Below are 25,109 nucleotides of genomic sequence, written 5' to 3' on the forward strand. Positions count from 1 at the left end.
ATCTGTGTGGGCGTTGACGTTGAAAACACCGTAATAGCCTTGGCTGCCTATTGCTCGGTCTAGGAGAGTGTCGATTGAGGATGGATATGTTTGTCCTGATTCATCGGTTAGTTGGGTGGTGGCGTTGTAGACATCAATGATTGTGCCGTTGGTGTTGGCTAGGCGCATTGGCATTCCAGAGCCTGTGAAGAATCCTGGACGGTCGGCAACCCAACTCGGTGGCCAGTAGTAGTAGGTGGTGTCGAACCTGATGCCATGATTGAGTTCGATAGTTGGGGTACTAAACCAGTCACTCCACACTAGACAGTGATGTCGCTGGGTGCTGGGTGCTGAAATGCTGCTGTAGTTGGTTGTAAAGCTACTGAGTTGTTGTGTGTAGAAGTTTTCTAATGTGCTGGCTGTGAAGTCTGCACAGTTGGTGTTGATGTGTAAGGCGACTTCAAACCCTTCTGCTGTGTAGGCGGCTGCCTGCTGGTTGGTTAGTGGGGAGTTGGGGAAGATATATGATGTGCCGCGTACACAATCCCAATTTTCGACTACGCAGTTGGCTGGACTTTTGGCTTTAAATTGGTCAAATCTTCCTGCTGTGCCGCCGTTGGCATGGTCGTCACCTGTCATGAGTACGACTGCTTTTTTGCCGTTGGGGAAGTACCAAAAACGTGGTAGTGGTTTTTTATCTAGGTTGATTTTGATGATTAGGTTGGCTAGCAGGCGTTGTTGTTCGTCGGCTTGAGGAATTGCGACTTTGTTGAGATTTACCCAATCTATTTGCATGTCGCTATTGGCGTTGCCAAAGAAGAGGTCGTCGGAACGAATGGGTGATAGTCCATCGCGTTCCTGGTTGGCCCAGGCGATGTTTCCTTGGCGTGTGTAGATGATTGAACGTGCTAGGTCGTAGGTGAATGCTGCTGCTGTACCGCCGTTGTTGCCGACGTTACGCACTGTGATGGCTGGGTTGCTGGTGGCTGTTGTGGCGTTTGTGTAGAGGTTGGCGATGCTAGATGCTCCGTTGAGTGTGTAGCGATCGGCACTTCCGTGGTATTGGATGGTCTGATCTACTATGCCGTAGCCTGCTTCTGTGGAGGTGTCTACAAGCAAATAGCTGTTGTCGAGGCTGGATGATGTGTCCAAAAGCCCCAATAGGTTTGCTAGTTTTTTGTCGGGGCGCATGGCAATCAGGTTGCCGCCATCGGCTACCCAATCGGTGAATATGGCTACTTGGTCTGTGCTGAGGGCGATTTCTCCTAGTAGCACTATGTCGTATTGTGCTAGTGTTTGTTGGCTGATGTTGGTGATGTCGCTGGTGTTGAAGTTGTTTAATCCTTCGTTGAGTAGTATCTCGCTGTAGTAGTTGCTAAACGGGTTGCTAGTGCTGATGACTATCAGTATTGATGCTCCTGATGGGGATGCTGCTGAGATGATTGGTGTTTGTTTGGTAGGACTAACGACGGCTTTTTTAACAGAGTTAGGAGTTTTCTGTTTTTTCAGGCTCTTGTCTCCATCTAGGTCAATGGATACTGGCTTATCCACTGTCTTATCTGGTATTTGGATGTTTTGCTCCTGGATACTAGTTTTTGCGTTCCAGATTTTAATCTCACCATTTTTGTCTGCGCTGACAAACTTTTTTCCATCGGGGCTAGGAGCCAGCTTTTTGATAGAACCATTATGTCCAATGAGACTTTTAGTAAAACTACCGGTTACTGTGTTCCACTCGAAAATCTTTTTGTCATCACCACCAGCAAGCAAGCTACTCCCATCCGCAGAGAAAATCACTGTCTTCAGCGGTTGAGTAGCTTTACGCAGAACTTTGAGTTGTTTTTTGGTTTTCACATCCCAAAGTCGAGCTGTGGTGTCATCGCTGACACTGGCTAAGATGTCACCTTTGGGATTAAAGGCAAGTTGATTGACTCTATCGGCGTGTCCGAGGAGGGTTTTGATTTCTTTACCTTCTTTCACGTCCCATAGCTTGATTAGACCTTGATCATCTGAGCTGGCTAGGGTCTTGCTGTCTGGACTGAAGACCAAGCTCTCGACAAAGCTGTCGTGTCCTTCGAGAATCTTGTCAAGTTTGTTGGTCTGTGCGTTCCACAAGAAGATTTTAGTATCTTCGCCTCCAGTGGCTAGGAAATTACCGTCTGGACTGGTGGCAAGTGTTTTAATTGGGTGTTCGTGTCCTGGGAGGGTGTAAGTTTGTTTGCTTGTTTGTAGATCCAACTGACGCAATACAGAGTCTCGTCCAGCGCTATTGAGCTTTCCTTCTTTTGTGAAGCTAAGTCCTGTGATGGCGACTTCTGCTGAGGTAGCCGATATAGCTATTTTCTTCTTGCCGGTGGCTGCATCATACACCACAACTCGACCATCTTCAGTACCGCTCACCAGGTTATTTCCATCCTGGCTATAAGCGATCGCACTCACTGCTTTGGTGTTCGATTTTTGTAAACTATCTTGGGCTGTTATAGGCCCGTTTATCTGACCCCAGAAGGACATCAGTAAGATCGTGAAGAGCGTACAGCAAAATAAAATGATGTATCTAGAACGTCGTTTCATTGCTTGATAATCCTTGCTGCATAATCTTTACTACCTCGTGGTCTTCAAACTTATAGTCTCCTATGTGTAGATAAACATAACTCAAATCATTAATTCCGCAGGTTAACTCGGCAATTTCGCTAGCTATCATCCGTTATGTAAAACAAAAGTTTTTGTCTTGAAATGATGATAAAAAGCACTCTTCCCTTTGTCTTGATAGGATACAAGATATTTCGGAAAATTCCGATTTTGGCGATATAACCACCGGAATGGTCTGATTTCTTAGTTTCTCGACACCAAAAAACTTAAATTTGTAGAACTTTTGGTTAGGATTTGTTCTCAAACCACCCTTCACTAGTGACGAAGACTTACCTACACTAACCAAAATGTGAATCATTATTTTTACAGGACAACAGACTGATTTATAAGTTCTGAAATCAGTTTTTTAAACTGTATTAACTCGTACATTTTAATTGTCTATTAACCATTGAATTCACTGATCAATCAAATAGCAGATATCCACCAAAGCAGAGTATTTCTAATATTTAAAGGTAGCGTAGATGGCTTCGACAAAGTTTTATGCGTACTACAATGCAGAACCCAAAGGTTAGGTAGTGACCTGTTCCCAGACTTTCCTCAAAAAAGGAAGTTGATCCATGTCGGCAATGTCTAGTCTTTGATAAAGGGTAAAAGGGTATATGAACCGCCATTAATAAGGATTAAAAGGCCTTAATACCCGTGTGCTTTGTAAGGTAACTAGTAGGTCATTTTCAATAGGGGGTATGAGCAAAGAAATACTCCGACTTGAATATTTTGATCTTTGCTATTTACACTTGATTAAAGCTTTTATACCCAGGATAACAGTGTATAATATTTCTAGTCAAATCTACTTAAAGTTTTGATAAATTTTCAAATAAGGTTGTATTAGTCCAAAATTTAGCTAGCAGTATTACTTAATCATAGTTCCTTTGAGAATTGAAATACGTTAATTTTGATGATATTACTTAGTATATATTATATTTACAAATAGTTATAAATATTGAAAAATAAGTCAATAAGCTGATACATCTCTCAAAGATGCAGGGATGAAGTTATAGTATCCGAATTGAAAAAATTGGGTGTAGGAAATTGGGTGTTGGAAACGAGGATTAGAAGAAGTCTTTGATAGTAGTTAATACTTAGTATCTAATCCCTAATCTCTAGTTTCTAGTGCCCTTTGAGCAATTGCGGGTATTTCCACGCTATAAAAAGAATAATGAAGAATAAAAAGAAACGAAATGCCCTGCGCCAATCACTGGCAGTTTTCCGTTATAGCGGGCGGGCTATAGGCTTGGTGTGGAATACTAGCCGCTCTTTGACCATCATCCTTGCTACTTTAACTTTGATGGCTGGTCTTTTACCAGCTGCGATCGCCTACATCGGCAAGTTAATCGTTGATGCGGTGGTCTTAGCCTCGCAAGTTGAATCACAAAGCCATAATTTTGTCAATATTTACCGACCTTTATTGTATGTAGGATTAGAAGCGATCGCTGTAGCTTTACTAGCTGGCAGTCAGCGGGGTCTTAGTGTTTGTCAGTCGTTGTTACGGGTGCTATTGGGTCAGCGGGTAAATGTATTGATATTGGAAAAAGCGCTGACACTGGATCTGTGGCAGTTTGAAGACTCAGAATTTTACGATAAATTAACGAATGCCAGGCGAGAAGCATCGATTCGTCCTCTTTCTTTAGTAAATCGTACCTTTGGCTTAGTACAAAACGCCCTTTCTCTTGTCACCTATGGCGTTTTGCTGGTGAATTTATCAATTTGGTCGGTAGTAGTGCTAGTTATAGCAGCTATGCCTGCATTCATTGCAGAAACAAAATTTGCTGGAGAAGCCTTTCGGCTATTTAGTTGGCGTGCGCCAGAAACCCGCCAACAACACTATATAGAAAATCTCCTGGCTAGAGAAGACTATGTTACAGAAGTCAAACTCTATCAAATTGGGGAGATGTTGCTGGGACGTTACCATCAACTGTTTGATCAACTCTACGGCGAAGACCGCGACTTGACTATGCGGCGGGGACTGTGGGGATATCTGTTGAGTTTGGTGAGTACTGCTGCTTTTTACCTGGCATACGCTTGGATTGTGGTAGAGACAGTAATGGGTAGGATTTCCTTGGGAGACATGACAATGTATCTGACTGTGTTTCGCCAAGGTCAGTCTACTTTCTCTAATGCCCTGACTTCTATAGGGGGAATGTATGAAGACAACTTATATTTATCAAATCTCTACGATTTTTTAGAAGAAGAAGTAGTACAACCTTGGGGTGAAGCAACCAGAGGTTTAAATCCTCAAGATGGGATTCGCTTTATCGATGTAACTTTTACTTATCCAGGTAGTTCCAAGCCAGCATTGAGAAATATTTCGCTACATTTGAAACCTGGCGAGAAACTGGCAATTGTGGGTGAAAACGGTTCTGGCAAGACTACCTTAATCAAACTCCTGACCCGACTTTACACTCCCGACTCTGGACGTATTTTGTTGGATGGCTTGGACTTGCAAGAATGGGATGTGGATGCGCTGCGGCGGCGCATCGGTGTCATTTTTCAGAACTTTGTTCGCTACCAATTCACTGTAGGCGAGAATATTGGTGTGGGCGATGTGGAACATTTAGAAGATCAAAACCGTTGGCGAGTTGCTGCTGAAAAAGGCATGGCACAACCTTTTATTGAACAATTGCCCCAAAGCTTTCAGACTCAGCTGGGGCGTTGGTTCAAGGGAGGACAAGAACTTTCTGGGGGACAGTGGCAGAAAATCGCCCTTTCTCGTGCTTTTATGCGGAGTCAAGCAGATATCTTGGTATTAGATGAACCAACATCAGCAATGGATGCCCAAGCTGAGTTTGATATTTTCAATCATTTTCGTACCCTGACCCGAAAACAGATGGTATTTTTGATTTCTCACCGCTTCTCTACAGTCAGGATGGCTGACAAAATCGTGGTTATTGAAGCTGGGGAAGTGGTGGAACAAGGAACTCATGAAGAATTGTTGGCGGCTGGAGGGCGTTATGCCAAGCTGTTTTTATTACAGGCGGCGGGTTATAAATAATTAGGAATTGGGAATTGGGAATTGGGAATTGGGAATTGGGCATGGGAGGAAAGTTTTTTATATTGCGTTGAGAATGTTAGTTGATAGATATAGATATCTTTTTAGGCTTTGAACCCTGAAGTTGAGGCTTTGATCCCCGAACTTGCAGCTTTGAACTTGGAAATTGCAGCTTTGATCTCGGAACTTGCAGCTTTGATCTCGAAAATTGCGCCTTTGATCTCGGAAATTGCAGCTTTGATCTCGGAAGTTAAATTTAGGAAGCTAAAATTTCAGATTTCATTCTTGACTGTTGACTATTGACCCTTGACTTTTGACCTTTGACTACAATTTGGGAGTGTCTAGTATGAGATTAATTGCTGAACCACCTATACCTGTGAAAATTCAAAAGATGAAAGAAAGGGTGCGGTGGAAACATTCCAAGATTATCTCGTCGGGTATCGACCAAACCAGCATGGTTATTGATGATGGTAAGGAAAATAGTCCCGAATTTTCCTTTATGGTTATTGGTGATAGTGGCACAAAATCTCATTACGGACACCATCCCCAGCGACAAGTTGCTGAACTTATGCTTCGCCACAAGGATGATTGCCGTTTTGTGCTGCACACTGGGGATGTAATTTATGTGGTGGGTTCCCATGAGTACTACCCAGCGAATTTTATTGAACCTTACCGAGAGTTTCTCGTGGGTGGTCACAACCCAAAAAATATTCGCTACGATCGCATGGTTTTTAATCTACCGTTTCTGCCGGTGCTGGGCAATCATGATTATTATGATGTGCCGTTGATGTATCGTTTGGTCACTGGAAGCACATTACGGCTACGTCGAATGCTGCGCTATAAAGATTTTGAAATTGGCTGGCATGGTTCTAATCAAGGTGATGCCTATGCACGGGCGTTTCTTGACTATATAATAGCGGCTGACCCAGAAAAGTTACAAAGTCATTTAGACAGCCATTATACCGCTAAAACTGACACGGGGCGCTGTCTACGATATGAACCCGGAAAGTTCACTCGTTTACCCAACCGTTATTATACGTTTCGTTACGGTGGTATTGACTTCTTCGCCCTTGATTCCAATACTTTTAATACACCATCTCCTTTACCAACAACCCAAGCAGGAGAAGTTTACCGTCGGGAATTGCAAAAGCGTCGCCAGGAAATAGACTCCCAAGAGTTACAGATTTTGGCAATGTGCGATCGCCTCAACGCCGATAATCCTGCTGATGCTGAACAACTTGATGATCTCAGCGCCAAGTTAGACCAAATTAATGAAGTCAAAATTGATATCGAGAAGCAATTAGCATCCCAAAGTACACCAATTATCGACTTTGAACAACTTGATTGGTTACGCAACAGGCTAATTGAATCTTGGAATACAAAAGAAGTGCGCGGACGTGTGATCTATTTCCACCATCCCCCCTACGTCACTGAGGCGACTAAGTGGAACCAAGCACAAACTTTGGCTGTACGTCACCGCCTGCGCTGGGTGTTGTCACAGGTGGCGGAAACTCTCGGTTCTTTAATCAAGGATCGTCCAGTAGTCGATTTGATTTTCAATGGTCACGCCCACTGTTTAGAATATCTCCGCACCGTTGACACTGGTTACGCTGACTCTCACATCAATTATGTTATCTCCGGTGGTAGCGGTCGCCGCCCTCGTCGCCAGCGTCCCGAAGGGTCTGAGTTGATGGAAACTTTTAGCGATATTCCTGGTAATCCTAGCCGTAAAGTTGCGGATTCTTTACTATATGTTGGTCGCAACGGTCACGGTTATCAAAAGCGATTACCTTACTCCTGTGTGCGGGTTGATGTTTTGGATGGTTGTCCACCTAAGTTTATCGTTAGACCGTTGGTAGCTGAGCGGGTTGCCCATGAGTGGTATAGTCGCGAACTTGAACCGTTTGTAATTTAAATCAAAGGTTGTTAGTTGTTAGTTGTCAGTTGTTAGTTGTCATACCATTTCACGAAAAATCTGATACAAATTTTTTCACCCCTGCTCCCCTGCTCCCTATTTGTATCAAAATTAAAGTGAAACAGTATCAGTTGTTAGTGCTGTCTATCCGCATCACTCACTTTCTGGCCCGAACAAAGAACTTTGTGGTATCTTCCCAAACTCCTTGATCAGTTGTCAGTTTTGCAATTTCTGCACTGTACTCAAGTTGAAATTGATCTAATTGTGCTAGTGATAAATTTGCTAACAGCGGATTACCTTTAAAACTCGTATTCAATTCTCTCGCAGTTAATCTTTTATCTTGCAAATTACGATATCGCCCCGATGGCTCAATTTTAATTTCGATGTCTCTAAAACCTGCCTGTTGTAGCAAGTTATGACACTTTTCTGGAGTACCTAATTCTTCTAGAATATGTTGTACTGATACGCCCAATACTTTCTTACATATATTCTGATAAACAGTTCCTAAATAAGCAGTTTCAGGAGGAGAGGTAAATGCTACAAACCCTCCTATTTTTAAATAGTGATACCACTTTTGCAACATAGCAAGAATATCAGGAAAAAGTACAATTGCCTCACAGCAAAAGACAACATCAAAACTATCATCATTAAAGTTAAAGTATTCTACATCTGCCTCAATTAACTCGATGTTTTGTAAGTTGGTTTCTGCAATCTTTTGTCTTGCTTGATGCAACATTCCAGGGGTCATGTCAATCCCAATTACATAGCCTTGTGAACCAACTTTTTCAGCTGCGGGAATGGCAATTAAACCTGTTCCTGTAGCCACATCAAGGATTTTCTGTCCCTGTTGAAGTGGCACAAATTCCAGTAGAATCTTAGCTTCTAGGGGATGGCGAGTACCTTCTTCATAGTCATAAGTAGTTCTACTACCATAAAATTCTTTTAGTTGCTGCTTATAAATATCTAGATTAACCATAACCAAATATCAAATCTTCTAGAGTTTATAGTAATTTTTCTGGTGATCTTGAGTTGCTTACTGTTGAACCCAAAGTTGATGAACAGCCAAGTCAAATACTCAGTGTCCTCGACCTGCAACACCTACATAAGTTCATGATTGCTGTTGTGTCCATTTTTCCCACAGAGAATGCACATCCTCTGGTTGTCCATCATAATTAAGCATTTGGTCAGAAATATTTACCCACGGCTGGGCACTGCGTGTCCAAATATTTGCGACTGGACGTAACCAGCTGGTATCATCTAAAGTTCCAGGTTTGACGTTAATAGTATTTGGGCTATAAGTCCGCTGATGAAATAGTCGTGTTCCGCACTCGCCGCAGAACAGGTTTTTGACTTCACGCCCACTATCGGCTTTGCGAGTCCAAGTTTTTGGTTGTCCTTGAACAATCACAACAGCATTTACTGCTACTGTAAGTGACATTCCAAAGGCACTGGAGGATTGTTTCTGGCACTCCTGACAATGGCATACATAAAGAGTTAATGGTTCAGCACGGATTTCATAACGAATCTGTCCACATTGACAACCTCCAGTGTATGGAAAACTCACAGGTTTTTTCCCTTTTGAACTTTGATTGTAGTTAAAGCTATCTTAATGATACGTGAGTTCAAGGATTATCATTAATTAGGTAAGAAGTCCCCAAACTGATTTACTGCACTTGATATGATTCATAACCGCAAGTTGAATTTTTTACCATTTATCTTATTTTTTTTAGTGATGTTGGGAGGCTTACTGCTGGAGTTATCTAGTGTTGGTGCAAGGGCAGATTCCACATCTACCACAGTTTACGAACAGCGATCGCTTCATAGTCTGGATGGTATCGGTAAATACTACATGGGGCGAGAAATTGCTCATGTGATGGGACACACAGGCGCAGGCTGGCTAGAACGTCCCAGTCGAGAAGCCGAGGAACAGCCAAGTAAAATTATTAGCCTCCTCAACCTCAAACCTAATGATGTCGTGGCGGATATTGGCGCAGGTACCGGTTACATGAGTTTTCGCATCGCACCGTTATTAACAGCGGGAAAGGTGCTAGCTGTGGATATTCAGCCAGAAATGTTAGAGATTATTGAATATTTCAAACAAGAAAAAAATATTTTTAATGTTGAGCCTGTTTTGGCTACACTTACCAATCCCAACCTCCCAGCAGCCAGTGTTGACTTAGTGTTGATGGTGGACGCTTACCACGAGTTCGAGTATCCCCTAGAAGTTATGCAAGGAATTGTCAAAGCACTGAAACCTGGTGGTAGGGTGGTGCTGGTTGAGTATCGGGGCGAAAATCCTTTTATTATGATTAAACGGCTGCACAAGATGACTCAAAAGCAAGTCCGTAAAGAAATGCAAGCCGTTGGTTTAGTTTGGCGAGAAACCAAAAACTTGTTACCCCAGCAGCATGTAATTGTGTTTGAGAAGAGGGATAACAACTGAGTGTTTAAATTTGTAACAAGTTGGCGATCGCTTGGGGTAATGGCAGCACAATCATCACCAACAAAGCCATTGCCATCAATCCTAAAATGTCACGTCCGTTATTAAGTTCAGTGATATCATTCAAGGCAGGTTCATCCACTGGATTGATAAACAATAAAATAATTGCCCAGACAAAAAATTCTGATTGCACTAAAGAAAGTAGTAACAGCAGCAAGCGTGCAATTTGCCCAATCACAATTGCAGTTCTTTGTCCAAACATTGCATGGACAATATGACCACCGTCTAATTGTCCTACAGGCATCAAATTTAATGCTGTGACGATTAATCCTAGAAAACCAGCTACTGCTATGGGATGCAAATCAATAGCTGATTTTGCAGTTAACTGACTGCCTAATGCTAATTTTGAGAGTAATGCTAGTAATATTGAATATTTGGGATTGAGAGCATCAGGGTTTAACAGTCCCGTTTTTTCAGTCAAAGGAACTATATTAGAATTAGCCAGACCCCATATTAGTAAGGGTAATGTAGCGACAAAACCAGCAATTGGCCCGGCAATGCTTACGTCAAATAAAGCTTTGCGGTTGGGAATGGGACTACGCATTTGAATAAATGCCCCAAAAGTTCCCAAGAAAAAAGGCATGGGGATAAAGTAAGGCAGCGTCGAGCGAATTTTGTAGAACCGAGCTGTCAAATAATGACCAAGTTCGTGAATGCCTAAAATAGTCATTAGACCCATAGCATAGGGTAGTCCTTGCAAAAGGACAGTTGGATTAGATTCTACTTGAGTCGGTTGAATCCCAACAATTCTGCTTCCCACCAGGGTAGTAGTTGCTAAAGTCGCTAATAGCAGTAATAATGCTAATCCTGGTCGCGTTAATTTTTCTGGTTTACCTGCATTTGCTGCTTTAGCCGCCTGAGCGTTAGGAACAAGTACAAAGAAAGGTTTGCCATTGAGGCCTTCTTGAAAAATCAGCAAAAAGCGATCGCCAAATTCCGCTTCCACATTTGCCTTAATCTGTTGATAGGCTTTAGTTGGTGTAGTTCTTAACTGACCTCGGCAAATTATGGCTTGGGGTCTATATTCAATATTTTGGATGTAGTAAACCGACCAGGGAAAACAATTTCGCAGTTGGGTTTCTTCTGTTAGCTCGATGGGACGCACTGGTACTGGTTCTACGGTAGGTTGGATAGGCGATTGTGATTCAATAGCTTGGGCTTGGGTTTGTTTATCTTTTGGTACCCGACGCCCCAATTGAAATAAAAGCCAGTATAACAGAAGGCAGAAACTTGACGACCAGATGATCAGTGATGGCGGTGGAGGTTGTTTGACCCCATGTATGAGCGTCCACCCGCTCAATACCAATGCTGGTGTCATCAAAACCAGCCACAACAGCCAGACCGGTGTGCGAGTAATGTTAGCGACACTGCGCTGCACCATTAGATAAGTAGCCAGCCCCAGTAGTAGGAGAAGAAACCAAAAAAATGTCATGATCTTCAATGATTTTGAAAAAATGTCCTACCATTAAGTGCCAGCATCACAGCTGAGACTACAAGGCAGACTCTAAACCCACTTTCCCCCAACGGTTAACAGCGCTTGTTAATTCTCAAGTATCAATTCTTAAGAAGTTCAACTCTGTCACCAGATTTTCCCAACTCCTCAGTTTCGGTTTTTTCTCATGTGCCCCTTACCTCAACAGCCAAGTCAAACAGCTAAGCCACCACATGCTGTTCTTAACAGCATTTTTGCCTTTCCACCAAATCGGGACACATTAGGAGGAACATCTTACTTCATTGTAAGAAATGAAGGCAATATCCTCATAGATTGCCCTGCCTTAGTTCAAACAAATCAAGATTTTTTGCGATCGCATGGCGGTGTGCGTTGGTTATTTCTCACCCATCGCGGTGCTATTGGTCAAACGGCAGAATTGCAGCAAGCTATGGGCTGCGAAATTATGATTCAAGAACAAGAAGCTTATTTATTACCAGGATTAACTGTAACTACCTTTGCTCAAGAATTTACGCTCCCCACAGCACAATTAATTTGGACACCTGGTCATTCTCCTGGTTCATCTTGCTTGTACTACAGTGATTTGGGAGGTGTACTGTTTTCTGGACGACATTTACTTCCCAACCAGCAAGGCGAACCGATGCCATTACGCACAGCAAAAACTTTCCACTGGCCCAGGCAGATTAAAAGTCTCCAGTCTTTGTTAGACCGCTTTACACCAGAAACTCTCCAGTATATTTGTCCGGGTGCGAATACTGGTTTTCTCAGGGGTAAAGGTATCATAGATAATGCTTACCAGCGTCTTGCTTCTCTAGATTTACCAGCTTTGCTGCCGATACAGCCGATAATTTAAGGGACTGACCAAGTGCTGTTTTGACCTCTCCCACAACCCCTCTCCTACAAAAAGAGGGAGGCTGGGAGGGAGAGGTTCATCGAACTCATATTAAAATTTAAGAATTGGCACGGTCAGTTGAATGCGAAATTTCTGACGAATTTTTTGCTAAGAGTTCTACAGCGGCTTGATATTGTTGATCCGCTTCTGTAGCAATTTGTTCGCGGGTTATTGGTTCTTGAGTAATGACTTGATCTGGCTTAATACCTAATTTATTGATATCCCGGTGATTAGGAGTTTCATACTTAGCAATTGTGACTGCCAAGCCAGAACCATCTGACAATTCAAACAAGGATTGAATTAAACCTTTGCCAAAAGTGGTTTCACCTACCAACTTAGCACGACCATTATCTTGTAGTGCGCCGGCGAGAATCTCACTGGCACTAGCAGTTCCTTGATTGACCAAAATTACTAAAGGATCGTCTGTCAAGGCTGGGCCGAATGCTTCAAAACTACCCTGAATACCTTGACGATTTACGGTGTAGACGATGGTGCCCGAATCTAACCACAGGCGGGCAATTTCAATACCTGATTGTAATAGTCCTCCTGGATTATTTCGTAAATCGAGAATGTAGGCAGCAGCGCCTTTTTTTTCTAGACTAGAAATAGCATGTGCCAATTCCATAGAGGCGTTGGCATTAAATTGAGTTAGGCGCAGGTAGCCGATGGGCGTACCTTGTGGAGAAAAGCGTAAATCTGCCACAACAGGGTTAAGAGTGATGCGATCGCGTACTACTCTAATTTCCGTTTCTCCTTCTCCGTCTCGCTCGATCAACAGCGTAATCAAGCTACCAATGGGGCCGCGCATTCTGGCTGCTGCTTCGTCGAGGGTGAGATTTTGTGTAGAAACGCCTTCAATTTTGAGAATGCGATCGCGTGGTCTAATTCCGGCTTTATCCGCTGGTGAACCCGCAATGGGAGACACTACCTCTAACTTTCCCGTCTGGGGATTGAGGGCGATTTGTAAACCCACCCCAGTCAATTCTCCAGAAGTATTCACCTGCAAACTACGGTACTGTTCTGGGTCTAAAAAGCGGGTAAAAGGGTCATCAAGGCTTTTAAGCATTTCCTGAATCGCCCCGTAAGTTGCTTTCGAGTTGTTTAACGGCTTTTGTAGAGCCTTTTGCCTGACCGCCGCCCAGTTTTGATCATTAAACGTGCCATCCAAATAACTGCGATTGACAATTCGCCAAACTTCTGAAACTAGCTTTTGTTCCTGCGTCAAAGCCGCTGCTGGCTGGATGAGTACCCCCAGCGCCAAGCAAAAAGCCATTAATAATGAAAATCCAAAGCGAAAAGTCTGTTTGTGCATGAACCCCATTTTCAATCCCACCTCAACCCAAATTGTCTATAACTGCCCAATTACCTTGTAGTTTGATGAAATCTATCTCTCGACTATGTTACTTTTTTTATAGAAGTGATGCATTGTTCTCATCAACTTGTTAAGGCAATTGATGCTGACGCATCGCGCTCAACAAACGATAAGATCTACTTTGTGTCCACATTTTCTGTGTTGGGTTGCAAAGAGAACGCAATATATCCCATATTTGCAGAGTGTTAAGTTTTTATAAACTTTTATCACTTTGAAAGCTCAAAAGCAAACAAACCAACTCCTCTTTGTGAAAATCCCAAAATTGCTAATTGGGAGATTGATCAACCGCAACCGATTTTTAGGAATTTGAGATTGTATGGCCAACGTTTACGACTGGTTTGAGGAACGCTTGGAAATTCAGGCGCTAGCTGATGACGTAACTAGCAAGTACGTCCCTCCCCATGTCAATATTTTTTACTGCCTGGGTGGAATTACCCTAACTTGCTTTCTCATCCAGTTCGCCACTGGATTTGCCATGACGTTCTACTACAAACCAACAGTTGCTGAAGCTTACTCCTCTGTGGAGTACATCATGAATGAAGTCAGCTTTGGTTGGTTAATTCGCTCCATCCACCGCTGGTCTGCCAGCATGATGGTGCTAATGATGATTTTGCACGTCTTCCGAGTATACCTAACTGGCGGTTTCAAAAAGCCCCGCGAGTTAACTTGGGTAAGTGGCGTTATCTTAGCGGTAATCACAGTTTCCTTTGGTGTAACAGGCTACTCCCTGCCTTGGGATCAAGTAGGCTACTGGGCTGTGAAAATCGTTAGTGGTGTACCAGAAGCAATTCCCGTAGTTGGCGTTTTGATTTCCGACCTACTACGCGGTGGTTCTAGTGTTGGTCAAGCAACCCTGACTCGCTACTACAGCGCCCACACATTTGTGCTACCTTGGCTGATTGCGGTCTTCATGCTATTCCACTTCTTGATGATCCGCAAGCAAGGTATTTCCGGGCCTTTGTAATTTCATCAGCTCAAGTGCGAAAAGCAACAGCAATCAGTTCCAAGATTAAGTCGTTTGTTTTAAACTGAGGGAAAATCAGCAATAGATGACTCTTAAGTTACTAAAAAAACAAACAACTTGTATTTGTAGCTGAAAGCTGTAGAACCCTAGGGGCGGAAGCCCCATGAACTCGACAGCATGGCGCTTCCGCAACTTAGGGATATTTAATAGCTGATGGCTTGACAAATGCTTTAACTGAAATTAAGCAGGAGAGCGCATTAAAAAATGGCAACGCAAAAAAAACCCGATCTCAGCGATCCTCAATTAAGAGCCAAACTCGCCAAAGGCATGGGTCACAACTATTATGGTGAACCCGCTTGGCCCAATGACCTATTGTATGTATTTCCAGTTGTAATCATGGGTTCGTTCGCTTGTATAGTGGCTCTAGCTGTACTAGACCCAGCGATGACAGGTGAACCAGCCAATCCTTTCGCCACACCACTGGAAATTTTGCCAGAGTGGTATTTGTATCCTGTATTCCAGATTTTGCGATCGCTTCCTAACAAACTTTTAGGAGTGTTAGCAATGGCTTCCGTACCTCTGGGACTGATTCTCGTTCCTTTTATTGAGAACGTTAATAAGTTCCAAAACCCCTTCCGCCGTCCAGTAGCGACTACAGTGTTCCTGTTTGGCACTCTCGTCACTCTGTGGCTAGGTATTGGTGCTGCCTTACCATTAGACAAATCTTTGACCTTGGGACTTTTCTAAAGTAGTCACTGCAAAGAGTTTTGACGCCTGTGAGTTTCAAGAGCATATTTTATAGATGTGCTTTTGAAAAAAATTGACAGGCGTCAATTTTAGTAATCCAACTGGCATCTGGGATTATAAGTTTTGGATAGAAAAGCTATTCCAAAATCTCAAATCACCAAAACGCAACAAATATAAACATATTTTACCGATCGCGGCGAAGCGCGAGTGTAAGAGCGTCATAGTAACCGTACTATACTTTTATCTGAGTGTCGTTAGAAACGCCACTTGAGGGCAAAGTACTAAGTACTCATACCAGTTATGAGTTATTCAGTGATCAAATTCTTTACTGATAATGTTAACTGTTCCTTAATTCCTTGTCCTTTTACTTCGGTTAATGTGAAGTTGCTAGTTACAAATAATGCCAAAATCAGCCATATTTTGTATTTTGGTAGAGAAAATCCGCCAAACTAGGTTTTTTTTAGCTATCAGAAAAATTTTGCTAAAAGTGCAAAATTCCATAACTAGCAACTTAGGTTTACTTATATTCAAAACACCGTCAATGTTTAGCATAGTGCAGCAAGACCATCTGACGGTGAAGAGCGAACTGAGCCTTCTAAACCAAGTGCAACAATGGTTTGAGCAGTTTTGTCTAAAATATTTGTTTCAACTTGGCTGGTCAGAAAGTCAACTTTATCGCCTCAATTTAGCATTAGCAGAGGGCTTTACTAATGCAGTTCGTCATGCTCATCGTGCTTTACCACCAGAAACAACCATAGAGATTGAAGTTAGCTTATGGATAGACCGACTGGAAATCAAAATTTGGGATTATGGAAAACCTTTTAATCCTGATGCGATCGCAGAGCCAGAACCAGGTACTCTGCAAGCAGGGGGTTATGGATGGTTTCTCCTGAGGCGTTTAGCTGACCGTGTTGTCTACGAACGCAGTGCAGATGATAGAAATTGTTTGCTGATTGTCAAATATGCCCAACAAGGTCAAGTGTAAAAACAAGGAGTCAGAAGCCAAGAGATTAAATCATGATATTTCCTAACTCCTGGCTTCTGACCCCTGGTTCCTACTAACTACACTGTTCCCTTTTAGAGATCTGCACTGACCTAAATTCAATTCATTTTGCCTTGATTTACGTAATTATACTAAAACTCTTCGGCTAATTATACATAAATTTTTGTATAAAAAAAAATACTCAATCCAGTAAAGTCAGCATACAAGTTGCAGCTAATACTTTGTTAGGATTTGGCAGCAAGTAGTTGGTAATCCTAACTTTTGTTGAGGCACGGCTCACCAGGCCTAGTGATGCTATCTGTCGATAAAAATTATCGCATCTAAGCTAAAACACATACTCATTGCATACTCACATTCGTCAGGTCTGTTAACAGTCAACTGGGAACAGTCTACAAAATAATATATGCAACTTTGATTTAGAACAGCTTACTACCTTTGGTGACTCCAGGAAATTTGTGTTTTCCAATAAGAGTCGTTTAGTGCTGACAGAGATAGAGGAAATCGGGAACAATATATGACTAAGACAGCCTTAATTACAGGAATTACTGGTCAAGATGGCTACTATCTCAGCCATCTGCTTCTCAAGCAAGGTTACCGAGTTGTGGGATTGGTCTCGCCACATCGACAACCGAATTTAGCAAAACTGGGAAACTTAGCAACCCAGGTGGAAATTTACACAGTTGATTTGAGAGACAGTAAGGCGCTGTTGACTGCGGTTGAACAACTGCGTCCTCAAGAAATTTACAATTTGGCTGCTCCTAGTTTTGTTCCTGATTCCTGGAAAGACCCTTTAGGAACTTTGGATTTAATCACTGGTACTGCGACTCGGCTATTAGAAGCAGTGCGACAGGCTGGTTTATCTACACGGTTTTATCAAGCCAGCAGTTCTGAAATGTTTGGGGATGTATCATGTTCTCCTCAAGATGAAGAAACCCCCTTTCGTCCGAAAAATCCCTATGCAGCCGCTAAGTTACACGCCCACTGGACAATGGTACATCATCGGCAGCGCTACGGTTTATTTGCTTGTAGTGGAATTCTGTACAATCATGAGTCTCCCTTACGTCCACCTCAGTTTGTCACTCGCAAAGTTTCTTTAGCAGCTGCATCGATTAAATTGGGTTTAACTCAAACCTTAGAAATGGGCAATTTGGATGCCAAACGCGATTGGGGATTTGCTGGAGATTATGTTGAGGCAATGTGGCGAATGCTACAGGTTGATGAGCCGGAAGAATATGCAATTGGTACAGGTAAACTCCACAGTGTTAGGGAATTAGTTTCTACAGCCTTCGAGTGTGTGGGATTAGATTGGCAAAAATATGTAGTAATTAATACTAACTTATTAAGAGCAGACGAACATTTTCACTTGGTTGCCAACCCAAGCAAAGCCAAAAAGAATCTGGGTTGGGAACCTCAAGTCAGCTTTGAGGAACTTTTAGAGAAAATGGTAAAAACAGATATGGAGCGGTTGCAAAATGGTTTAGTGATACCTGCTTCTGCATCCTCTGTAGGAGTATAAAAAAGATAAATGCTAATTGATACAGTCAACGAAACCCTAATTTCAAGTGCTAATGTTAGCAAACAAGTCAACCATGTGTTCGTGTTTCTAGAAATTTTTGTACGTGAAGGTGGTATTCAATCATACGTAAAGGATATTTTTCGTGCCTATTTGGGGTTAAGTGCTGGTTATCAAGCAGAAGTCTTTGTGCTACGAGATAGTTCTGATTGCTCTAATCCTTTCGAGTGCGATGATTTAAAGTTTAATTACTTTCAAAATCAGTCTCCTCAGATGGGCAGGGTGAAAATGGCTGTGGCTCTGCTCAAGTATTTATTGCAAAAACGCCCCCAGCACGTTTTTTGCGGTCACATCAAGCTAGCAGTACTAATACAAACCCTTTGCCAGCCTTTGGGGATTCCCTACACTGTCTTAACTTACGGCAAAGAAGTTTGGGAACCACTTAAACCTCAAGAACGCCGCGCCCTAATATCAGCAGCGGGAATTTGGACAATTAGTCACTATAGCCGCGATCGCGCCTGTGTTGCTAATAATCTAGACCCCAACAAGGTGAAAATGCTACCTTGTGCCATTGATGGAGATCAGTTTACTCCTGGGTCTAAGCTACCGGATTTAGTCGAAAAGTATGGTTTAACAGACGCTAAGGTGTTAATGACCGTGGCGCGACTGTGGTCAGGGGACATCTACAAAGGTGTCGATGTGACGATTCGGGCGTTACCCAAAATAGCTGAAGTTTTCCCCGAAGTGAAATATTTGGTGATTGGTCGTGGCGATGATCAACCGCGATTAGCCCAGCTAGCTAAAGACTTAGGTGTGAGTTCGCGCGTTGTTTTTGCTGGTTTCGTTCCCACAGAACAACTAATGGCACACTACCACCTTGCAGACGCTTATATTATGCCCTCTCAAGAAGGCTTTGGCATTGTTTATTTAGAAGCGATGGCTTGTGGGATACCAGTGCTATCCGGTGACAACGATGGCTCAGCTGACCCCTTGGCTGATGGTAAGCTGGGATGGCGAGTGCCCCACCGTAATCCCGACGCAGTAGCAGCAGCTTGTATAGAAATCCTCAAAGGTAATGACCAACGTTGTGATGGACAGTGGTTACGAGAGCAAGCGATCGCCAATTTTGGTATGGATGCCTTCCAAAAACAGCTTTTGTCTCTAGTCAAGAGTTTATAGTCCAAAAGAGGCAATTGTCAGTTGTTAGTGGTCAGTGGTCAGTTGTTAAGAAGTAGGAGGCAGGAGGAAGCTATGCTGGAGGCAGCAGTAAAGAATTATTTACCTTGTTCCTCCATCCCCTCATCCTTCATCTCCCCTGCTCCCAGTCATCAGGAGCCAGTTGCATGAGCGGGTTTCCCGACTTGAGCTTTCCTGGCGTTCATCAGTCATCAATTATCTCCGTTCATCTCCCCTTTCTTCACTATTGACTAGTGATCACTGACTATTGACTACTCCCTAAACTCGCTATCCTAGAGGGAGAGCAAGACAATATTTAAAAAATGAGCCTTAAATCTTTTCAGCTAAATCTTGTCAATCTTCGCCCTTGGCTCACTGTGTTAGCAGTTTTCTGGTTACTAGCATCATTGGGCTTGGGCTGGTTGGTAAATTCGTTATTGATTATTTTTGGATTGCTGCTGTTAGCACCTGTGATTGCTTTCTTTGGGTTTCGCTGGTGGCTGCAACGCAACTTGGTTACTGACCAGTGTCCGGTGTGCGGATATGAATTCACTGGTTTAAATAACAGCCAGTTGCAGTGCGCTAATTGCGGAGAGCGCATATTAGTACAAAATGGTCATTTTCGGCGTTTTACGCCAGATGGCACAATTGATGTAACGGCAATTGAAGTACCAGCCAAATCACTGGAAGATTAAGCTGTTTGTCGGTTAGTGAGTAGCTAAGAAATATTCTTTATGGTTCATGATTAGTACTAAAGTACTAATCATGAACCTGAATTTGCTTATTTTCACTTTCAGCCAATTTACTTTCAATATCTGATAGTTGCACCGCGCCAGAGAAATTTTTACTATTCATTACAAAGGTGGGTGTGCCAGCAATCCCCAATTTTTGAGCTAGTTGGATATCTTGCCCAATAGCAGTATTTGCAAGCAGGCGATCGCGCTGAAACTTTTGCAAATCCAAATTGAGTTTTTTGGCAATATCTAAATACAAATCTTCACCCAGTTGCTTTTGATTAGCAAACAAAGCATCGTGATATTCCCAGAACTTACCCTGCTGATTTGCCGCCCAAGCAGCTTGTGCAGCTGGCAATGCCTCAGCATGAATAGCAGCTAAGGGTAAATGTTTATAAGCCAATATTAAATCATTCTGATGATTTGCTAGCAATGACTTAAGTGTTTTATGCGCCTCAGCACAGTAGGGACATTGAAAGTCAGAGAATTCTATTAATACTGTTTTTGATTGAGCCGGGCCGATAGTAGGAGAATTGCCAATTACAACTTGGGGATTATTGTTTAAATCTTGTAAAAAAGCCTGTTGTGCTTGCTTGAATTTCTGTTGCTGTTGCTGCTGGTAAGCCTGGACGGATTCGAGAATTACCTCTGGGTGTTGGCGGAGAATTTGTAAAACTTGCTGTTCTAGTTGGGGATTAATTTCGCTGACTGCTTGTGCAGGAAGTGACCAGCCTAAGACTAGACAAACTAAACCCAATATTAGCCAAGTACGTAGATGATCAAAGAATTGACGCATATCAAAATACTGAATAATTCAATATTTTTATACTACTGAAAAAATCAGAGATTCCAGGTTGTAAAATTTTTCATCAAATAGATTTACAAATTGTGGCAATTGTACAGGTATCTTTGCAGGCGTAATTAAATGTAATATGTCCGCAGCCAAGAAGAACGAGGAAGCAATTCCTGTCTGCTGCGATCGCGCAGGGCAAATGCACCTAAAAACAGTAATAATTACGAATTACGTAGACGCAATAGCGGCTTCTTGAAGGGTATTATCAATTACGAATTATTTTACTGTACTATCAATGGGTAGTGAAAAGTCACGCGACCATTCATTCCAAGAACCAAAATAATTTCTAGCAGTAATTCCTGCCTCTTCAAGGGCTATTAATGTATTAGCAGCCCTTGAACCTTTAAAGCAGTATACATACACAATAGACTCTGAAGTAATACCCACTGACTGACAAATTTCTCGGATTTCGGCAGGCGATCGCAGCGTGGTAATTTCCGAATCACAATTCATGAAACGATGCCATTCTATCCATACTGCGTTAGGGATTCTACCTTTACGAGGACAAAAATCAGGATTGTAGGGAGAAGAACTCAGTCCAAGCCATTCTTCCCTATCGCGCACATCTAATTTAATAATTTCTGGATTGTTAATTGCTTCCAACATCTCGGTTGTAGTCACCATCATATCAGCTTGAGGATGCAATCGAAATATGCTGCTTTCAGGTTGAGGAACTTCATTAGTGGTAGGTAATCCAGCAGCTAGCCAAGCTTGATATCCTCCTTGTAAAACAGATACCTGAGTGCAGCCTAAATACTTTAATAAAAAAGCTGCTCTACAAGATTGTCCGTAACCTTTATTTAAAGCATCTTCATACACAATTAACTTTTCTGTACCAGATATTCCTACCTCTAATGTTGAGTGTTATGGAAAAACTTTTTTTAATATTTGTTATCAAAGCAACAAATAAATTAAGCTAAATTAAGAAAATTTTTATAAAGTAAATCTTCAGGTAGGGTGTGTTATGGCTTTAGCCTAACGCACCATCATTTATATGGCGTGTTAGGCGCTTTGATTATGTTTTTCGTGGCAAATCATCTAAAAATATGAGCCTAACACACCCTACGGTAATTTTATTTTTACTAAAAAACCCAAATTAAGTAAGATTAAAGGTCGAAGTGTTAACACTGAAAAATTTTATTTGTTAGTATAGAAAACACCGTTTAGCTATTCTCAGCCGATTCACTGGCATGGTTGAAGATAAAAGCATTGATTTTCAAGCATATATACAATTTCTCTGTGTAGATGACACATACAGAGATTGGCAGGAATTTTATACACCAATCGATGCCTTAGACCGTCAACGAATTGAACAGAAAAAATCCCGAAGACGTTTGGACTTGGGGTTGATGGTGCAGACTATACAACCACCACAAGGGCAAGGGCAACCATTAGAAAGAGAAAAAATTGAACGGTTGAATGTTCTCGAAGGGTTACGGAACTATGCAGCTAACCATGTTTTATTAAAAGGAAAACCAGGTTCAGGTAAATCGACTGCTTTAAAACGGCTATTGTGGGAAGAAGCAGAAAAAGCCAAAACAGACTCGCAAGCCAAAATCCCTGTTTTGGTACAACTGCGACGGTATAAAACTTCCGTTTTGGGTATCATTCAGGATTTTTTGATTGAAAATCAATTGTTACTTAGTGAAACACAAATTGAAAATTTGCTGTTTACAGGGCGGTTATTGTTACTTATTGATGGGTTGAATGAATTGCCTAATGAAGAGGCAAGACGAGATTTAGCTGGATTTCGGCAGACATTTCGCCGAGTCACACCAATGATTTTCACCACCAGGGATTTAGGGGTTGATTTAGGCATTGAGAAAAAGCTGGAAATGCAACCCCTGACGGAAGGGCAGATGCAGCAGTTTGTCCGGGCTTATTTGCCAGAGGTGGGTGACGAGATGCTGCGGCGGTTGGGTGGGCGTTTGCGAGAGTTGGGAGAAACCCCACTGTTACTGTGGATGCTGTGTGAGGTATTTGACTACAGCAAACAAATCCCGACTAGCTTGGGTTCGCTGTTTCGTTGGTTCTCTGGAGAGTATGACAAACTCAAGAGAGATGTTCCAATTTCTGAAGGTTTACGAAATTGGCAGTCTGAGTTATTGCAGCATCTAGCATTTGTGATGATGCAAGATGATAGTCCTACAGAGTTTCGACTATCTATTTCCAAACAGCAAGCTAGGAATGTTTTGACAGAATTTTTGCAGGGCAAAGTAGCCCATGCTGATGATTGTGCAAGGCGCTGGTTGGAAGATTTGCTTAGGTATCACCTGATTCAACTGCGAACAGATGATCAAATTGAGTTTCGCCACCAGTTGCTTCAGGAATACTACGCTGCTGAAAAGCTGCTGAAACTGCTTCCTAAGATTAGTGAGGAAAGGTTGAAACGCGATTATCTGAATTATTTGAAGTGGACAGAACCCCTAGCGCTGATGTTAGCGTTGGTAGACAATGAAACGCAAACTGTACAAATAGTAAACTTAGCTTTGGAAGTAGATTTGATGTTAGGGGCAAGGCTGGCGGGGGAAGCAAGGAAGGAGTTTCAGGAGAAAACGGTGGACTTAGTTTTGGGGTTAAATACTTCCCAGGAACTCAAATTTTATCTTTTAGGTTTAACAGGTTCTGAAAAAGCACTTCCATCATTGCTCAAAGCATGGAATAGTCAAGATTATAAAAATGATTATATTGTTGCTGAGGCTTTAGCATATGTCGGCTATGATGAGGCAATGTCTACAATTATTCAATTGGAAGATGAGTATATTTCTAGCTTAGGGGAGGCTGAAAAGTACGAAGATGACTACAAAGATTATCTGTATCACAATATTGTTTACGAGTTAGAAAGTATTACTTTATCGGATACAGCAATTGATAAACTATTGATTTTGTTAAAAAATCAAATACTGATCAGTCCAAAAGGTTATGATTATTATTTAAAAGGAAGAAATTATCAAGCCAATAAGATATTAGGTGAAATAGTCTTTAATCGAGTTATTTCATTTTTATTACAAGCATTAAATAATCAAGATTTTCGTGTCCGCTATCATGCAGCCTTCGCATTAGGGAATATTGGCTCAGAGATGGAAGTTGTAGCTTTAATAGAAGCTGTCAAAGATGAAAATTGTTTTGTGCGTTCTATGGCAATAAAAGCATTAGGAGAGCTTGGAAGTATTGAAGCGATTTCTGCATTGATTGAAGCAGTAAGTGATGAAAAGCCTTTTGTACGTTCTAGGGTAGTTGAAGCCTTAGGCAAAATTGGTAGTGACAAGGCAGTTTCTACTTTAATTAAAGCGCTGAATGATGAAAAATATTTTGTGCGTTTAAAGGCAGCTGAAGCATTAGGTAAAATTGGCAACAAAACTGCGGTTACCGCTTTGATAGGAGCTTTTGATGATCAAGAATCAGAAGTTCGTCTGAAGGTGATTGAAGCATTAGGTAAAATTGGTGGCGATACGGCAATTCCTGCCTTGATAAAAGCCTTAGATGATGAACAATCAGATATTTGCTCAACGGCAAAAGAGGGATTAATTTCTATCCGCAACTCTTTAGTAAAGGAGGTATTACAAAATATATATAATTCTTTATATGATTATGAAAACACGTTTGTTTCTGAAACTGCCGCAAACAAGTTAGCTCAAATTTGTAATGACTGTCTACAATGTATTCTCAGTAACTCTAATTTAATGAATAAGTGGAAAGATTTATCTATCCATTTAAATTCAAAAATATCATCAAATAATGATTTGATAAAATGTGAACTGCTATACCAGATATGGGAGGTACTATTAACCCTAATGCCAGAACTTGCAACTAATCAAAAAGATATGATTTTAGTAATTCAAAAGCTTTGCAAGTTTTATAATTATGCAATTTTTTATTCTCCTCCATCTGAAGAAGAGAAACCAAAAGACCCTATACACGATAATCTAGAGCTAATTAAACAAACTCTCAAAACTATGTCAGAAACTCCTAAAGTACAAATGAATTTTCATGCCCCTATTACTGGCGGCAATATTGCTGGAAATTTTGAAGGTGATATGATTGGCACTCAAAATAATTATCCATCAACACAAAATATTGCTGAAGTAGAAAAAGTACTTCAGCAATTGCTTGAGCAAATAGAGCAGACTAAACCAACACCAATCGAAGCTCAATTAATTGTTGATAAAGCTGTTGAGAAACATCCAGTACTCAAAGACGCGCAAATTATTGACCAAGCCATTAAACGTTGTCCACCCCTCAAAGTACGTTTGCAAAGAGTGATAACCGCAGCAGGTATTGAAACTGTAAAAGTGTTATTTGCTCCTGCTGGTATTGTAATTGAAGTAATTAGAGCTTGGACTAAACCCGAATAGAAATTGTTGGCTAATTTTTTTCAG

The 25,109-nt window shown here is 41.7% G+C and carries 18 protein-coding genes and 1 pseudogene; 11 read left to right on the forward strand and 8 right to left on the reverse strand.

The genetic code is table 11. The features are described 5' to 3' along the window. On the reverse strand, positions 1–2,487 hold a 2,487-nt coding region (locus tag I8748_RS18540), incomplete at its 3' end, for a WD40 repeat domain-containing protein (protein ID WP_198126047.1). A 43-nt stretch (positions 2,488–2,530) separates the two neighbouring features. Beyond that, a complete protein-coding gene (locus tag I8748_RS34660) occupies positions 2,531–2,677 on the reverse strand; it encodes a hypothetical protein (RefSeq protein ID WP_214662650.1) in 147 nt (48 codons plus the stop codon). 1,104 nt (positions 2,678–3,781) lie between these two features. On the opposite strand from I8748_RS34660, the gene I8748_RS18545 reads away from it, so the two are divergent. Beyond that, positions 3,782–5,614 (forward strand): ABC transporter ATP-binding protein, encoded by a 1,833-nt coding sequence (locus I8748_RS18545; protein ID WP_198126048.1) that lies wholly within the window; start codon positions 3,782–3,784, stop codon positions 5,612–5,614. Positions 5,615–5,957: 343 nt separating this feature from the next. Further along, positions 5,958–7,526 (forward strand): metallophosphoesterase family protein, encoded by a 1,569-nt coding sequence (locus I8748_RS18550; RefSeq protein WP_198126049.1) that lies wholly within the window; start codon positions 5,958–5,960, stop codon positions 7,524–7,526. A 157-nt stretch (positions 7,527–7,683) separates the two neighbouring features. Here the strand turns inward: I8748_RS18550 and I8748_RS18555 are convergent, their stop codons facing one another. Both I8748_RS18555 and I8748_RS18560 read right to left on the reverse strand, forming a co-directional pair. Next, entirely contained in the window at positions 7,684–8,502 is an 819-nt protein-coding gene (locus I8748_RS18555; RefSeq protein ID WP_198126050.1) for a class I SAM-dependent methyltransferase, read from the reverse strand. Positions 8,503–8,634: 132 nt separating this feature from the next. Next, on the reverse strand, positions 8,635–9,090 hold the full coding sequence (locus I8748_RS18560; protein WP_198126051.1) for a GFA family protein: 456 nt from the start codon (positions 9,088–9,090) through the stop codon (positions 8,635–8,637). Between the two features lie 114 nt (positions 9,091–9,204). Here I8748_RS18560 and I8748_RS18565 point away from each other — a divergent pair, with 114 nt between their 5' ends. Further along, complete coding sequence (locus I8748_RS18565; protein ID WP_198126052.1) at positions 9,205–9,969, forward strand: class I SAM-dependent methyltransferase; 765 nt, start codon at positions 9,205–9,207, stop codon at positions 9,967–9,969. Positions 9,970–9,973: 4 nt separating this feature from the next. Here the strand turns inward: I8748_RS18565 and I8748_RS18570 are convergent, their stop codons facing one another. Then, entirely contained in the window at positions 9,974–11,458 is a 1,485-nt protein-coding gene (locus I8748_RS18570; protein WP_198126053.1) for a site-2 protease family protein, read from the reverse strand. A gap of 187 nt (positions 11,459–11,645) precedes the next feature. On the opposite strand from I8748_RS18570, the gene I8748_RS18575 reads away from it, so the two are divergent. Then, entirely contained in the window at positions 11,646–12,329 is a 684-nt protein-coding gene (locus tag I8748_RS18575; protein WP_198126054.1) for an MBL fold metallo-hydrolase, read from the forward strand. A gap of 97 nt (positions 12,330–12,426) precedes the next feature. Here I8748_RS18575 and ctpA read toward each other — a convergent pair whose 3' ends face one another. Beyond that, positions 12,427–13,689, reverse strand: a complete 1,263-nt coding sequence (gene ctpA, locus I8748_RS18580; protein ID WP_198126055.1) for a carboxyl-terminal processing protease CtpA — start codon at positions 13,687–13,689, stop codon at positions 12,427–12,429. A gap of 367 nt (positions 13,690–14,056) precedes the next feature. Between ctpA and petB the strand changes: the two genes are divergently transcribed. The 6 genes from petB to I8748_RS18610 all read left to right on the forward strand — a co-directional run bounded on the left by petB (position 14,057) and on the right by I8748_RS18610 (position 19,838). After that, complete coding sequence (gene petB / locus I8748_RS18585) at positions 14,057–14,704, forward strand: cytochrome b6 (protein WP_096551603.1); 648 nt, start codon at positions 14,057–14,059, stop codon at positions 14,702–14,704. A gap of 264 nt (positions 14,705–14,968) precedes the next feature. Continuing rightward, positions 14,969–15,451, forward strand: coding sequence for a cytochrome b6-f complex subunit IV (petD, locus tag I8748_RS18590; protein ID WP_096551605.1), 483 nt, complete (start codon positions 14,969–14,971; stop codon positions 15,449–15,451). Between the two features lie 541 nt (positions 15,452–15,992). Continuing rightward, positions 15,993–16,436, forward strand: a complete 444-nt coding sequence (locus I8748_RS18595; RefSeq protein ID WP_198126079.1) for an ATP-binding protein — start codon at positions 15,993–15,995, stop codon at positions 16,434–16,436. 532 nt (positions 16,437–16,968) lie between these two features. Then, positions 16,969–17,970, forward strand: coding sequence for a GDP-mannose 4,6-dehydratase (locus tag I8748_RS18600; protein ID WP_198126056.1), 1,002 nt, complete (start codon positions 16,969–16,971; stop codon positions 17,968–17,970). Between the two features lie 9 nt (positions 17,971–17,979). After that, entirely contained in the window at positions 17,980–19,146 is a 1,167-nt protein-coding gene (locus tag I8748_RS18605) for a glycosyltransferase family 4 protein (protein ID WP_198126057.1), read from the forward strand. Between the two features lie 320 nt (positions 19,147–19,466). Further along, positions 19,467–19,838: a hypothetical protein gene (locus I8748_RS18610; RefSeq protein WP_096551615.1), complete on the forward strand. Its 372-nt coding sequence runs from the start codon at positions 19,467–19,469 to the stop codon at positions 19,836–19,838. Between the two features lie 64 nt (positions 19,839–19,902). Here the strand turns inward: I8748_RS18610 and I8748_RS18615 are convergent, their stop codons facing one another. Further along, the gene (locus tag I8748_RS18615) at positions 19,903–20,673 is read right to left on the reverse strand and encodes a DsbA family protein (RefSeq protein WP_198126058.1); all 771 of its coding nucleotides are present in this window, start codon (positions 20,671–20,673) and stop codon (positions 19,903–19,905) included. A 273-nt stretch (positions 20,674–20,946) separates the two neighbouring features. Continuing rightward, positions 20,947–21,582, reverse strand: a pseudogene (locus I8748_RS18620) (sulfurtransferase); the annotation flags it as partial. A gap of 338 nt (positions 21,583–21,920) precedes the next feature. Here I8748_RS18620 and I8748_RS18625 point away from each other — a divergent pair. Further along, positions 21,921–25,085: a HEAT repeat domain-containing protein gene (locus I8748_RS18625; RefSeq protein ID WP_198126059.1), complete on the forward strand. Its 3,165-nt coding sequence runs from the start codon at positions 21,921–21,923 to the stop codon at positions 25,083–25,085. Positions 25,086–25,109: the final 24 nt, after the last annotated feature.

The organism is Amazonocrinis nigriterrae CENA67 (assembly GCF_016056305.1).
In the GTDB taxonomy this organism is placed as follows: Bacteria; Cyanobacteriota; Cyanobacteriia; order Cyanobacteriales; family Nostocaceae; genus Amazonocrinis; species Amazonocrinis nigriterrae.

Bases quoted from the DNA above. Each gene is read 5' to 3' on its own strand.
- I8748_RS18555 (WP_198126050.1), bottom strand. From the start codon at position 8,502: ATGGTTAATCTAGATATTTATAAGCAGCAACTAAAAGAATTTTATGGT.
- I8748_RS18600 (WP_198126056.1), top strand. From the start codon at position 16,969: ATGACTAAGACAGCCTTAATTACAGGAATTACTGGTCAAGATGGCTAC.
- petB (WP_096551603.1), top strand. From the start codon at position 14,057: ATGGCCAACGTTTACGACTGGTTTGAGGAACGCTTGGAAATTCAGGCG.
- I8748_RS18570 (WP_198126053.1), bottom strand. From the start codon at position 11,458: ATGACATTTTTTTGGTTTCTTCTCCTACTACTGGGGCTGGCTACTTAT.
- I8748_RS18545 (WP_198126048.1), top strand. From the start codon at position 3,782: ATGAAGAATAAAAAGAAACGAAATGCCCTGCGCCAATCACTGGCAGTT.
- I8748_RS34660 (WP_214662650.1), bottom strand. From the start codon at position 2,677: ATGATAGCTAGCGAAATTGCCGAGTTAACCTGCGGAATTAATGATTTG.
- I8748_RS18610 (WP_096551615.1), top strand. From the start codon at position 19,467: ATGAGCCTTAAATCTTTTCAGCTAAATCTTGTCAATCTTCGCCCTTGG.
- ctpA (WP_198126055.1), bottom strand. From the start codon at position 13,689: ATGGGGTTCATGCACAAACAGACTTTTCGCTTTGGATTTTCATTATTA.
- I8748_RS18605 (WP_198126057.1), top strand. From the start codon at position 17,980: ATGCTAATTGATACAGTCAACGAAACCCTAATTTCAAGTGCTAATGTT.
- I8748_RS18595 (WP_198126079.1), top strand. From the start codon at position 15,993: ATGTTTAGCATAGTGCAGCAAGACCATCTGACGGTGAAGAGCGAACTG.
- petD (WP_096551605.1), top strand. From the start codon at position 14,969: ATGGCAACGCAAAAAAAACCCGATCTCAGCGATCCTCAATTAAGAGCC.
- I8748_RS18575 (WP_198126054.1), top strand. From the start codon at position 11,646: ATGTGCCCCTTACCTCAACAGCCAAGTCAAACAGCTAAGCCACCACAT.
- I8748_RS18625 (WP_198126059.1), top strand. From the start codon at position 21,921: ATGGTTGAAGATAAAAGCATTGATTTTCAAGCATATATACAATTTCTC.
- I8748_RS18615 (WP_198126058.1), bottom strand. From the start codon at position 20,673: ATGCGTCAATTCTTTGATCATCTACGTACTTGGCTAATATTGGGTTTA.
- I8748_RS18550 (WP_198126049.1), top strand. From the start codon at position 5,958: ATGAGATTAATTGCTGAACCACCTATACCTGTGAAAATTCAAAAGATG.
- I8748_RS18565 (WP_198126052.1), top strand. From the start codon at position 9,205: ATGATTCATAACCGCAAGTTGAATTTTTTACCATTTATCTTATTTTTT.